The sequence below is a fragment of the Pseudomonas asiatica genome (assembly GCF_040214835.1).
In the GTDB taxonomy this organism is placed as follows: Bacteria; Pseudomonadota; Gammaproteobacteria; order Pseudomonadales; family Pseudomonadaceae; genus Aquipseudomonas; species Aquipseudomonas putida_Z.
Genome location: NZ_CP157874.1, coordinates 4,257,335 through 4,269,739, shown reverse-complemented (window position 1 = coordinate 4,269,739; position 12,405 = coordinate 4,257,335). Strand labels below are relative to the sequence as shown.

Genomic DNA, 12,405 nt, shown 5'->3' with positions numbered 1-12,405 from the left:
GGCTTGCCGGCGAATGGCCCGCAAAGCGGGCCCCGGTTCTGTGGCAAACTGTTCCCGCCAAGGAGAACCCCATGCCCAGACCCCGCTGCGAGCGCTGCCAGCGCCCGCTCGACCATTGCCTCTGCCCACTGATCCCCGCACTCGACAGCCGCACCCGCGTCATCCTGCTGCAGCACCCCAGTGAAACCGCCCACGCCCTGAATACCGCACGCCTGGCCGCCCTTGGCCTGAACAATGCCGAGTTGCGGGTAGGCGAGGTATTCGATGACCTGAATGAATTGCTGGCGACCCCCGGTTACCGGCCAGCCCTGCTGTTCCCGGGTGACGACGCCCAGGAATTGGTGGCCTATGGCGAGACGGACGACCAACCCTTGCTGTTGATCGTGCCCGACGGCACCTGGCGCAAGGCGCGCAAGCTGTTGTACCTGAACCCGTTGCTGGAGGCGTTGCCGCGGGTGACGCTGGGGGCTGTCGCGCCTTCACGCTACCGCTTGCGCAAGGCGCCGGAGGCGGGGGCGTTATCGACTATCGAGGCGGTGGTGGGAGCGCTGAACGCATTGGAGCAGCCTGCCTGTTTCGATGCGCTGCTGGCACCGTTCGAGGCGTTGATCGAGGGGCAGATCAGGGCCATGGGTTTGGAGACGTTCCAGCGTAACCATGGTAGCGAGTGAGGGCAGGGGGCTGCTTTGCAGCCCATTCGCAGCACAAGGCTGCTCCTACAGATGTTGCGCGCTTTCCTGTAGGAGCAGCCTTGTGCTGCGAATGGGCCGCAAAGCGGCCCCGGCTATCTCGAACCCGATCAACGCATATCAGGCAAACGCGCCTCGGTGCGTACTTCGGTGGTAGCCAGCGCTTCCGGCGGCAGCGAAATACGCTGCTTGCTCAGCAGCTCGCCCATGGTCGCCAGCACGCGGTAGCGCGAGAACTCCTCGGTATAACGCACCTCGGTGTAGCGGCGGTCGGCGTTGTACAGCTCGTTTTCACTGTCGAGCACGTCGAGCAGGGTACGTTGGCCCAGGCCGAACTGGTCCTGGTAGGCAGCACGCACGCGCTTGGTGGTCTCGGCGTATTCACGCGCAGTCGGCAGCTGCTTGCTGGCGTTGTTCATGGCGTTCCACGCCAGGCTCAGATTTTCGGTCAGCTCACGCAGGGCGTTGTTGCGGATGTCCAGGGCCTGGTTGATCTTGTGCGCGTCGGACTGCAGGCGAGCCTTGTCGCTGCCACCGCGGAACAGGTTGTAGTTCATCTCCACGCCAGCTTGCCAGTCGTTGTTGTTGTGGCCTTTCTCGCCGCCGGTGTTGTTGTTGGCACCGGTGGCCAGAATGGCGTCGAAGCGAGGGTAGAAGGTCGACTTGGCCACTTCGTATTGCTGCTCGGCAGCATTCACGTCAGCCTGGGCAGACTTGATGTACGGGTTGTTCTGGCGCATGCCGTCGCGGGCTTCGTCGAGGGTGCCAGGCACCTCACCCTTGATGGTTTGCGGGCTTTCCAGCTCGTCCGGCATGCGGCCGACGACGCTGAAGAAGTTGGCCTCGGCATCGGCCAGGTCGACTTCGGCGGTGTCCAGGTTGTTTTCCGCCAGGGCGCGACGTGCGCGGGACTGGTCAAGGTCGGCGGTGCTGCCGACGCCGCGCTCGTTGCGCAGGCCGATCTGGTCGTTGACTCGCAGGTGGGCTTGCAGGTTGTTCCTGGCCAGGGTCACCAGTTCACGGCGCTTGAGCACTTCCAGGTACACCTCGACTGCACGCAGGGCGACATCCTGGGCAACGGCCTGGGTGTAGTAGGCGCGGGAGGTGGAGACTGCTTCGGTGCGGCCCACTTCATTCGAGGTGTTGAAGCCGTCGAAGATCATTTGCCGCAGGCGCAGTTCGGACTGGGTGTAGTTGAGGGTTTCCTTGTTGTGGTTGCCCTCGGCACGCGTCGTGGTGTTGTCCGAACGCTGGCGGCCATAGCCGGCGACCAGATCCACGGAAGGGTAGTAGCCACCACGCGCGAACTTCACATCTTCATCGGCCGACAGCTTGCTGTTGCGGTTGGAGCTGACCTGCGGGTGGTAGTCCACGGCGCTCTGGACAGCCTCGGTGATCGACATCGCCTGTACGTTGGCACTCGCCAGGGCCAACAGTAATGCACTGGTGATGGGGTTCAAAACGCGCATGGTACATCTCCCTGATCCTGGAATTTATCCTGCTGCTCGCCAAAAAAATGACGATAAAGTTATTGCATATAGTGTTGCAGGTTTTTAATAACACAGCTAAGTACATTCAACGCGATAGATAAGAAGATTTCTTCATATCAAATTGCCATATAATATATAAATTGTCTAATAGGCCCGCAGGAGGACCCAGGGGAATGGCAGCGGAAAAGTCCATGAAAGCCAATTAATACGGGGGTTTGGCAGAGTTCCAGAATCATTTCGGATAAGGAGAATAATCGTTAGGCGAAATTGATATTTGGCGACAGAATATTGTCACTTTGGCTTGTGCAAAGTTTTCTGGCTGAGGATGTACAGGCTTACCAGTACGGCGCTGGTCAACATGAAGGTGCGCGCCCAGAACAGGGGCACCAGATAGCACGACAGGCCGATGCTGGCCCACATCAGGCCGATGGCGTAGACCTTGCCCTTGAGGGGGATGCCCTCACCACTGAGGTAGTCACGGATCCATGGCCCGAGCTTGGGGTGATGGACCAGCCAGTGGTGAAAGCGCGGCGAGCTGCGGGCAAAGCAGGCGGCCGCCAATAGCAGGAACGGGGTGGTGGGCAATACCGGCAGGAATATCCCCAACACCCCCAACGCGACGCTGAGCCAGCCGGTGGCCAGCAGCAGGTAGCGCACAGGCGACTTAGTGGTGGCGTGGCTTGAGCAGCGCCGGCTTTTCGTCAGGGGCATGCAGCAGCAGGAACAGCGCCGTCAGCGCTTCGGGGATCTGTACGATCATGTCGTCCTGCAGGTTGGCGTTGCTGGCGATGTCGGCGAACTCCGGCTGCTCGTCGAACAGGCCCGAGCCGACCATGATCGGCAGCAGCATCTCGCTGACTTCTTCCTCGGCGTTCTCGAACCAGGCCTCTTCACGCAGGAATACGCCTTCCATGAAGCCGATGCACCAGCCGCGCAGGTCGGAATCGTCCGGCTCGTCGGTCAGGTCGAGGTCGCATGGCAGCTCGAACTCGTCGTCGCTGGCCAGCTGGCGGGCGATGTGCGCTTTCAGCGCCACCAGGGTGGCCTCGATCTCGGTACGCTGAGCATCGCTGGCGTAGTGCGGCTCTTCAGCGAACAGGGCGTCGATCCACTCGCGCTCGGGCACTTCCTCGGCATTGATCGAGAGGGCGGTGAGGTAGCCGTGGGCGGCGACATAGTCCAGCGCTTCCTCGTGCAGCTCGTCGGCGTCGAGGAAGGCTTGCAGGCGGGTCAGTTGCTCGGCGAAGGACATTACAGGGCTACCTTGGGGAATAAACGATAACGAATTCTAGCACCTTGCGACGGCGGCGGGGTAAAGGGAACGTCTATCGCCGTGGTGCCCTGCGCGGGGCGGTGCTGCGGTATACTCCGCGATTTTTCATCCAGGGGCAGGGTTTGCCGGCTACCTGGCAAAAACCGCTTACGCATTTGGCGTGTGCGGGGCGGGTTTTTCGTCCAGCCTGTATCCGGGATGGTACGGCGATTTGTGGAGTTGCACATGCTCGAACAGGCTCAGCGCGTTCTCAAGGACGTCTTCGGCTACGACAGTTTCCGCGGGCGCCAGGCAGCGATCATCGACTGCGTGGCCAATGGCGGCGATGCCCTGGTGCTGATGCCCACCGGCGGCGGCAAGTCGTTGTGTTTCCAGGTGCCGGGGCTGCTGCGCCCGGGCCTGACGGTGGTGGTCTCGCCTCTGATCGCGCTGATGGACGACCAGGTCGCCACGCTCGATGAACTGGGTGTGCCGGCCGCTGCGCTGAACTCCACGCTGACCCCGGAGCAGCAGCGTGACCTGGCCGGGCGCCTGCGCCGTGGCGAAGTGAAGATGCTGTACCTGGCGCCCGAGCGCCTGGTGCAGCCGCGCATGCTCGACTTCCTGCGCGACCTGGATATCTCGCTGTTCGCCATCGACGAGGCCCACTGCGTGTCGCAATGGGGCCACGATTTCCGCCCCGAATACCTGCAACTGGGCCAGCTGGCCGAGCTGTTCCCGCATGTGCCGCGCATCGCGCTGACCGCCACCGCCGACATGCGCACCCGCGAGGAGATCGTCCAGCGCCTGCACCTGCAAGGCGCCGAGCGCTTCCTGTCGAGTTTCGACCGGCCCAACATCTTCTACCGCATCGTGCCCAAGGAGGCGCCGCGCAAGCAGCTGATGGCGTTCCTCGGCGAGCGCCGCGGCAACGCCGGTATCGTCTATTGCCTGTCGCGCAAGAAAGTCGACGAAACCGCCGCATTCCTCTGTGACCAGGGCTTCCCCGCGCTGCCGTATCACGCCGGCCTGGCTGCCGAGACGCGTGCAGCCAACCAGCACCGCTTCCTCAACGAGGAAGGGCTGATCATGGTCGCCACCATCGCCTTCGGCATGGGTATCGACAAGCCCAACGTGCGCTTTGTCGCCCACCTTGACCTGCCCAAGTCGCTCGAGGCGTACTACCAGGAGACCGGCCGTGCCGGCCGTGACGGGCTGCCGTCCGATGCCTGGATGGCCTACGGGCTGCAGGACATGGTGATGCTCAAGCAGATGCTGCAGAACTCCGAAGGTGACGAGCGCCACAAGCGCATCGAGCAGCACAAGCTCGACGCCATGCTGGCCCTGTGCGAAGAAACCCGCTGCCGCCGCCAGTCGCTGCTGGCCTATTTCGACGAAACCCTCGAGCAACCGTGCGGGCACTGTGACAACTGTGTCGACCAGGTGCAGACCTGGGACGCCACCGAGCCGGCCCGTCAGGCGCTGTCGGCAGTGTTCCGCACCGGCCAGCGCTATGGCGTCGGTCACCTGGTCGATGTGCTGCTGGGCAAGGACACCGAGAAGGTGCGCAATTTCGGCCACGAGAAGCTCTCGGTGTTTGGCGTCGGCAAGGGGCTGGCCGAAGTCGAGTGGCGTTCGCTGTTCCGTCAGCTAGTGGCGCGCGGCCTGGTCGACATCGACCTGGAAGGCTACGGCGGCCTGCGCCTGTCCGACAGCTGCCGGCCGCTGCTGCGTGGCGAAGTGACCTTGCAGCTGCGCCGTGACCTCAAGCCGCAGACCACCGCCAGAACTTCGTCGTCCAGTGGCGGCAGCCCGGCCAGCCAGCTGGTGCGTGCCGAAGAGCGCGAACTGTGGGAAGCGCTGCGTACCCTGCGGCGCAAGCTGGCCGAGGAGCACAGCGTGCCGCCCTACGTCATCTTCCCCGACTCGACGCTGCTGGAGATGCTGCGCAGCCAGCCGGTCAGCCTCAGCGACATGGCCCAGGTCAGCGGCGTGGGTGCGCGCAAGCTGGAGCGTTATGGCCAGGCCTTCCTCGAGGTGCTGAACAACAGCGGTGGCACCGACGAAGCGCCGAAAGTGGTACTCGACCTGCGCCACGAACTGGTCAGCCTGGCCCGTGCCGGCATGACCCCGGCGCAGATCGCCGGGCAGCTCAACTGCAGCGAGAAGAACGTCTACAGCCTGCTGGCCGAGGCGCTGGGCCGCCAGGAACTGAGCCTGGAACAGGCCCTGGACCTGCCGGAAGACCTGTTGATGGAAGTGCAGGATGCCTTCCTCGATGGCGAGGGCGAGCTGCCACCGGTATCGGCGATTGCGCCGCTGTTCGGGGCGCGGGTGCCGGAGGGCGTGCTGTACTGCGTGCGGGCTGCGCTGGCGGCCGAGTTCGAGCTGTAAGTGACGACAGGATCGAAGGCAGAACTGCCATCTGCTGACCTTTGTCATGTTTTTTGACGATTATCGAACATTCCAGGGTGCCCGAGCCTTGCCTCGTGGGACGGGCCATGGTTAGCTGCCTAATAATTAGATCTGTTCAATGAGTTGCTTATGCCCCTGACCGACAACCAACACCGCTTCGGCATGCAGCTGGCCCAGATGTCCCGGGGTTGGCGTGCCGAGCTGGACCGCCGCCTGGCCGGGCTCAACCTGTCCCAGGCGCGCTGGCTGGTGTTGCTGCACCTGGCCCGTTTCGAAGAGGCCCCGACCCAGCGTGAGCTGGCCCAGAGCGTGGGTGTCGAAGGCCCGACCCTGGCGCGCCTGCTCGACAGCCTGGAGGCGCAGGGGCTGGTACGCCGGCAAGCGGTGCTGGAAGACCGGCGGGCGAAGAAGATTGTGCTGTGCCCGCCGGCCAAACCGCTGATCGACCAGATCGAGACCATTGCCAATCAACTGCGGGTAGAGCTGTTCACCGGGGTTGACGAGGCGGAGCTGCAGGTGTGCATGCGGGTGCATGCCAAGATCCTGGCCAACCTGGAGAAATCCTGAGGGGCCTGGGGCCGCTTTGCGGCCTGTGGGAGCGGGTTTACCCGCGAAGAATGCAACGCGGTGTATGGCACCGGCTTCGCCGGTGTTCGCGGCTAAAGCCGCTCCCACAATGTGTCCGGCACCTAGAAGGTATGCCCAAGGTTCAGGTACACCGCCTGCTCATGCGCACTGTTGGCCCCGTAGCTCAGGTTCAACGGCCCCAACGGCGTCTCCAGCCCCAGGAAGATGCTCGCCGCATTGATGTAGCCACTGTCGAAATCGTTGTCGTTGTTCCACGCCCGCCCTCGCTCCAGCGACCCGCCGATGTACAGCGGGAAGTCCAGCGGCACGTAGGCCCGTGGCGTCAGGCGGCGGTAGTAGACCATGCGCATCAGGCTCACGTTCTGCCCCGACACCGAGTCCTGGCGGAAGCCTGACAGCTCCCGCGCGCCACCCAGCACGAAGCTCGAGGTCACCACTTCGGTATCATCCAGCGTGCGCCCGTAGCGCCCGCCCAGCACGAAGGTGTTCGGCCCGCTGCTGAGGGCCTTGTCCAGGTTGAACATCCACTGCCGGTAATCCTGGTCGGAATCCAGCGACTGGTCATACTTGCGCAAGGTCAGGCCGATATCCTCGCCGCTGTGCGGGAAGTACACGTTGTCGAGGGTGTCGAACGAGTACTTCAGCTCGTAGAAACCTTCGTTGAAACTGACCTTGGGCAGGTCCTGGTCGCCGATGCGTACCTCGGCCTCGCCCCAGGCCTTGCCCACGCCCAGGCGCACTTCGCCGTTGGTGCCGATCTGCCGCCCCACGTTAAGGCCAAAGCCGTAACGCTCCAGGCGGTACTCGGCCACCGGGTCGTTGTCCAGGGTGGCTTCGATGTTCTGCGAGCTGAAGTCCAGGTACGGCGCGATGAAGTAGCGCGAGCCCACGTCCAGCGGCTGATAGAACTCGCTGTACAACTCCTGCTGGTCGCCGATCTGGCCACGGGTCAACCATTCGGCGCCGAGGCTGTTGATGCCGTTGACCCGGTAGCTGGCGCCCAGGTTGAAGGCGCTGTCGCCGCGCAGGTCGTCCGACAGGTTCAGGCCCAGGCGCAGGTAGTCGGTGCCACCGCGTCGGCCGCGGGCGTTGATCACCAGGGTGTTGTCGTCGCCCTTGTGCACCACGCGGTACTGCACCCGGTCGAAGTAGTCCAGGCCGTACAGCGTGCCCATGTCGGTCTGCAGGCGGCCTAGCTCCAGCGGCGCATCGATCGGTTGGCGGATGTACGAGCGGATGACCTCGTCGCTGACCTTGGAGTCGTTTTCGATCCTGATCGCGGTGATCGTCGGCGTGCGTTGGCGCGGCGAGCGGGCCACGGCCAGGCTGCTGTCACCTTCGGGCTGGCGCAGGGCGGCAAGGCGCGGGTCAAGCAGGCGGGTGGCGCGGTAGCCGGCCTCGATCATTTCCCGGGCGCGGCCAAAATCGGTGACGCCAAAGGCGGTCAGCGGTGGCTGGATGAGGATGTCGTCGCGGTGCAGGCTGGCCAGTTGTTCTTCCGAGTTGCGCCGGGTCATCAGGGTGATCGACTGGTTGAGCACATCGACCACCGTGGCCAGCTGCTTGCGGTCACGCAGCGGGGTGCCGATGTCGACCACGATGGCCAGGTCCACACCCATTTCGCGGGCGACATCCACCGGGATGTTGTCGACCATGCCGCCGTCCACCAGCAGCCGGCCGTCCAGTTCGACCGGGGCGAACACCGCCGGTATCGACATGCTGGCGCGGATCACCTGGGGCAGGTGGCCACGGCGGAACACCACCTTTTCGCCACTGGCGATGTCGGTGGCCACGGCGCGGAAGGGAATGGGCAGCTTGTCGAAGTCACGGGTGTCGGCGGTATGTGCCAGCTTGCTTTCCAGCAGCAGCGCCAGGTTCTGGCCCTGGATCACCCCCAGCGGCAGGCCCAGGCTGCCGTCGTCGCGAAAGCTGAGCTTCTGCTTGACCAGGAAGTCGCGGTCATCCTGCTTGCGCCGGAACGGCACGTCCTTGCGCGGCGGGGCGTCGGACAGCGCCTGTTGCCAGTCGAGGGTGGTGGCGAGTTTTTCCAGCTCTTCGACACTGTAGCCCGAGGCATACAGGCCGCCGACCACCGCGCCCATACTGGTGCCGGCGATGGCGTCGATGCGCACGCCCTGTTCCTCCAGGGCCTTGAGCACACCAATGTGGGCCAGGCCACGGGCCGCGCCCCCCGACAGTACCAGGCCAACCTTGGGCCTGGCCGGTTCGGCGGCGAATACCGTGAGGGAGGTGAGGGTGAGCAGGAAACAGAACAGCAAACGGCGCATCGTGAGTCTCAAACCGTGGGCTAAAGACCGCTAGTATAAGCGGCCCCTCACCTGGAGATGCCTCACCATGGCCGACAGCAAACCGGAAATCGTCATCACGTATTGCACCCAGTGCCAATGGCTGCTGCGTGCCGCCTGGCTGGCCCAGGAACTGCTCAGCACCTTCACCGACGACCTTGGCCGGGTGGCCCTGGAGCCTGGCACCGGCGGTATCTTCCGCATCACCTGCAATGGCGTGCAGATCTGGGAGCGCAAGGCCGACGGTGGTTTCCCCGAGGCCAAGGTGCTGAAGCAGCGGGTGCGCGACCAGATCGACCCGCAGCGTGACCTGGGCCACAACGACCGCTGAATCAGGCGCCCTCGGCCAGCGGCCGCTGCTTGGGCGGTTGCTCGGCGGCCAGGCGGCTGGACAGCACGATGGCGAAGATGATCAGCGCGCCGCCCAGCAGCATGCGCAGGGTCGGGGTTTCGGCGAACACCACCCAGGCCACGGCAATGCCGTAGACCGGTTCCATGCCGAACACCACGGCGGCGGTGCGCGCCTTGATCACCGACAGGCTGGCGACGAACAGGCTGTGCGCCACGCCGGTGCAGAAGATGCCGAGCAGGGCGATCCACAGCCAGTCCATGGTGGCTACGCCGGCCAGGTCCGGTGCCGCGAACGGCAGCAGGCACAAGCCCACCACCAGGTTCTGCCACAGCGCCGCCTGCACTGCAGGCAGACGGCCGGAGCCGGCGCGGTTGGTGAGTGACAGCAGGGAGAACAGCAGCCCCGACAGCAATGACCAGAGCAGGCCGCCGGTGGCTTCACTGGCCAGGTCGAATGCCGGTGTGACCAGTACCAGGCCGATGCTGACCAGCAACACCAGCAAAGCCTCGTTGCGGCGGATGCGTTCGCGGAACAGCAGGCCTTCGAGGATCACGGTAAAGGCCGGGAAGCTGGCGAAGCCGAGGGTGGCGATGGCCACGCCGGCGACCTTTACCGCGATGAAGAAACTGACCCAGTGCCCGGCCAGCAGCACGCCGCCGAGCAGCAGGCGACGGGCGTCCTGGCCGCTCAGGCGTTGCCAGCCCGGCCCGGTCAGGCTGGCGAACAGGGCCAGGGCGAGCACGGCGAAGGCGGCGCGGCCGAAGACGATGATCGCCGGGCTGGCGCTGGCGGCCAGTTTGCCGAAAACGCCGGTGAGGCCGAAGAACAGCGCGCCGATGTGCAGGGCGCCGAGGGCGGTGCGGTGGTTCATGGGTGGTCCTTGCTCAAGATCTCTACTGGCTGTGCCGGCCTCTTCGCGGGCATGCCCGCTCCCACAGTTACTGCACCGCTTTTGAAGCCTGCGCAGTACCTGTGGGAGCGGGTTTACCCGCGAAAGGGCCGGCACAGGCAAAGTGTATAGGCACAGGCAAAGGCGGTCTGTCGCAAGACTGGCGTCAATTGTCGCCAGACTCTCGCCGCAAAGCCAACGGCGTACACCCGAACGCCCGCAACATCGCCGCCGAAAACGCACTCTGCGAGCTGTACCCCACCTGCGCCGCAATCTCCCCCATCGGTAGCAAGGTCTGCATCACCAGCCGCCGCGCCTTGAGCAAGCGCCGCTGGCGAATGTAGTCCATCGGCGTCATCCCGCATTCTGCGGTGAAGCGCGCATGCAGGCGGGCACTGGACAACCCGGCGATGCGCGCCAGGTCAGCCACTTGCAGCGGGTAGGCGGCATGCCGCTCGATATGCGCATCGAAGGCGCCATAGGGCAGGCGCTGGCTGGCTGCGACGCTGGCTGCTGCCGTGGGGTTGAGGCTGGCCAGCAGCAGCGCTGCCCCTTGCCGGGCAATCAGCGGGTCGTGCATGGGGCTGGTCGCCAGCCAGTCCACCAATTGCTGCTGGCGCTCGTCCAGGCCCAGGGCGGCGGGGCGGTCGAGCAGGCGGCGGCTGGCATCGGCATGTTCGCCCAGTTGCTCGCGCAACCAGTGGTCCCCTGGTACATCCAGCACCAGGCAATCGCTGCCGCCATCGCTGGTGCAGGTGTGATGGGCGCCCGCCGGTACCACGATCAGCCCCTGTCGATCGATCCCGGCGCCATGCCCCTGCACCTCGAACTCCAGGCGACCGCGCAGGCCGAACACCAGTTGCGGGTGTTCGTGGCTGTGGGCGATCAGGCTGTCGCGGTAATGGCGCAGCGAGAGGATCGGGCCGGCGGTCATGGGGAGAGTCGTCCTCGCAGGGCAGAACCGCATTGTGCCTCATTCCCTGCAGTCCATCACTCGTAACGGTTTTGCCACTGCGCTGTCATCCGCGCCTGCCAGTCTCCAGCAAACTGCGCCGGAGCCTGCCCATGACCCATGCCGAACTGTCCCGTCCCTCGCGCAAGCAACGCGTGCGTACCCTGTGGATCTCCGATGTGCATCTGGGCACCCGCGACTGCCAGGCCGAACACCTGTCGCAGTTCCTCAAGGGCTACCAGGTCGACCGCATCTACCTGGTGGGCGATATCATCGATGGCTGGAAGCTGCGCGGCGGAATCTATTGGCCTCAAGCCCATACCAACGTGATCCGCCGCCTGCTGACCATGAGCAAGCGCGGCACCGAGGTGATCTACGTCACCGGCAACCATGACGAATTCCTGCGCCGTTACTCCAAGCTGATGCTCGGCAACATCCAGCTGGTGGACGAGGCCGAGCATCTGACTGCCGATGGCCGCCGCCTGCTGGTGATCCATGGCGACCAGTTCGACGTGATTACCCGTTACCACCGCTGGCTGGCGTTCCTCGGTGACCGTGCCTACGAGTTCACCCTGGTGCTCAACCGCTGGCTCAACCACTGGCGTGCCCGCTATGGATACGGCTATTGGTCACTCTCGGCGTACCTGAAGCACAAGGTCAAAGGCGCGGTGAACTTCATCAGCGACTTCGAGGATGCCATTGCCCACGAGTGCACCCGCCGCGGTTTTCATGGGGTGGTGTGTGGGCATATCCACCATGCCGAGATTCGCCAGGTGGGGGAGGTGGAGTACCTCAATTGCGGGGATTGGGTGGAGTCGTGCACGGCGCTGATCGAGCATTGGGATGGCACGATCGAGCTGTATCGGCTGGCGGAGGCGCAGGCGCGTGAAGCGCAGGCAGCGGCGGCGGTGCGCGAACCGGCGTAGGGGTTGAGGGCCAAGGGGGCTGCCTTGCAGCCCTTTCGCGACACAAGGCCGCTCCTACAACGACCGCGTAAGCTCGGAATTTACGCGGACCTTGTAGGAGCGGCCTTGTGTCGCGATGGGCCGCAAAGCGGCCCCAAAAAATCTACAGGCTGATCTTGCCCAGCAGGATATCCCTGAACATCACGAAATCCCCGATCAGGCTATACAGCGGATGGGTAAAGGTCGCAGGCCGGTTCTTTTCGAAAAAGAAATGGCCGACCCAGGCAAAGCCGTAGCCGAACACGGGCAAGGCCAGCAGCAACAACCATTTGCCACTGCCGATGATATAGGCCAGCAGGGCTATCACCAGGCTGGTGCCGACGAAGTGCAGGCGGCGGCAGGTGGGGTTGCTGTGCTCCCCCAGGTAGTAAGGGTAGAACTCGGCAAAACTGCGAAACTGCGCTGTGCGGTTCATGACAGTGCTCCGGGATTAATACTTCTGGACAAGATGCACGGCGTGGAGCCTGATTCGAGTCTAGAGTGACTGGCGAGGCCTATCAGTGACAA

The 12,405-nt window shown here is 64.2% G+C and carries 12 protein-coding genes; 5 read left to right on the top strand and 7 right to left on the bottom strand.

Annotation, left to right across the window (positions count from 1 at the left end):
* The first annotated feature begins 71 nt into the window (after nucleotides 1–71).
* A complete protein-coding gene (locus tag ABNP31_RS19135; protein WP_238066742.1) occupies nucleotides 72–671 on the top strand; it encodes a tRNA-uridine aminocarboxypropyltransferase in 600 nt (199 codons plus the stop codon).
* Nucleotides 672–799: 128 nt separating this feature from the next.
* Here the strand turns inward: ABNP31_RS19135 and ABNP31_RS19130 are convergent, their stop codons facing one another.
* The 3 genes from ABNP31_RS19130 to ABNP31_RS19120 form a co-directional block, all read right to left on the bottom strand.
* On the bottom strand, nucleotides 800–2,158 hold the full coding sequence (locus tag ABNP31_RS19130; protein WP_085618603.1) for a TolC family outer membrane protein: 1,359 nt from the start codon (nucleotides 2,156–2,158) through the stop codon (nucleotides 800–802).
* Nucleotides 2,159–2,470: 312 nt separating this feature from the next.
* A complete protein-coding gene (locus tag ABNP31_RS19125; RefSeq protein WP_176240861.1) occupies nucleotides 2,471–2,890 on the bottom strand; it encodes a YbaN family protein in 420 nt (139 codons plus the stop codon).
* Nucleotides 2,844–3,431 (bottom strand): YecA family protein, encoded by a 588-nt coding sequence (locus ABNP31_RS19120; protein WP_025340148.1) that lies wholly within the window; start codon nucleotides 3,429–3,431, stop codon nucleotides 2,844–2,846. The genes ABNP31_RS19125 and ABNP31_RS19120 overlap by 47 nt, the downstream gene beginning before the upstream one ends.
* A 246-nt stretch (nucleotides 3,432–3,677) precedes the next feature.
* Here ABNP31_RS19120 and recQ point away from each other — a divergent pair, with 246 nt between their 5' ends.
* Both recQ and ABNP31_RS19110 read left to right on the top strand, forming a co-directional pair.
* Nucleotides 3,678–5,825 carry a DNA helicase RecQ gene (recQ, locus tag ABNP31_RS19115; RefSeq protein WP_085589121.1) on the top strand — a complete coding sequence of 716 codons (2,148 nt, stop codon included), beginning with the start codon at nucleotides 3,678–3,680 and terminating at the stop codon, nucleotides 5,823–5,825.
* Nucleotides 5,826–5,975: 150 nt separating this feature from the next.
* Nucleotides 5,976–6,413: a MarR family transcriptional regulator gene (locus tag ABNP31_RS19110; RefSeq protein ID WP_013973685.1), complete on the top strand. Its 438-nt coding sequence runs from the start codon at nucleotides 5,976–5,978 to the stop codon at nucleotides 6,411–6,413.
* Between the two features lie 122 nt (nucleotides 6,414–6,535).
* Here ABNP31_RS19110 and ABNP31_RS19105 read toward each other — a convergent pair whose 3' ends face one another.
* Entirely contained in the window at nucleotides 6,536–8,722 is a 2,187-nt protein-coding gene (locus ABNP31_RS19105; RefSeq protein ID WP_238066738.1) for a patatin-like phospholipase family protein, read from the bottom strand.
* 67 nt (nucleotides 8,723–8,789) lie between these two features.
* Here ABNP31_RS19105 and ABNP31_RS19100 point away from each other — a divergent pair, with 67 nt between their 5' ends.
* Nucleotides 8,790–9,071, top strand: a complete 282-nt coding sequence (locus tag ABNP31_RS19100; protein ID WP_025340145.1) for a SelT/SelW/SelH family protein — start codon at nucleotides 8,790–8,792, stop codon at nucleotides 9,069–9,071.
* 1 nt (nucleotide 9,072) lies between these two features.
* Here the strand turns inward: ABNP31_RS19100 and ABNP31_RS19095 are convergent, their stop codons facing one another.
* Together ABNP31_RS19095 and ABNP31_RS19090 are read right to left on the bottom strand one after the other, a co-directional pair.
* Complete coding sequence (locus ABNP31_RS19095; RefSeq protein ID WP_350012663.1) at nucleotides 9,073–9,963, bottom strand: DMT family transporter; 891 nt, start codon at nucleotides 9,961–9,963, stop codon at nucleotides 9,073–9,075.
* 184 nt (nucleotides 9,964–10,147) lie between these two features.
* Nucleotides 10,148–10,915: a helix-turn-helix transcriptional regulator gene (locus tag ABNP31_RS19090; RefSeq protein WP_085618601.1), complete on the bottom strand. Its 768-nt coding sequence runs from the start codon at nucleotides 10,913–10,915 to the stop codon at nucleotides 10,148–10,150.
* A gap of 131 nt (nucleotides 10,916–11,046) precedes the next feature.
* On the opposite strand from ABNP31_RS19090, the gene ABNP31_RS19085 reads away from it, so the two are divergent.
* Nucleotides 11,047–11,859: a UDP-2,3-diacylglucosamine diphosphatase gene (locus tag ABNP31_RS19085; RefSeq protein ID WP_085663949.1), complete on the top strand. Its 813-nt coding sequence runs from the start codon at nucleotides 11,047–11,049 to the stop codon at nucleotides 11,857–11,859.
* Nucleotides 11,860–12,001: 142 nt separating this feature from the next.
* On the opposite strand, the gene ABNP31_RS19080 is transcribed toward ABNP31_RS19085, so the two are convergent.
* Nucleotides 12,002–12,313, bottom strand: a complete 312-nt coding sequence (locus ABNP31_RS19080) for a DUF962 domain-containing protein (RefSeq protein WP_025340141.1) — start codon at nucleotides 12,311–12,313, stop codon at nucleotides 12,002–12,004.
* Nucleotides 12,314–12,405 lie beyond the last annotated feature (92 nt).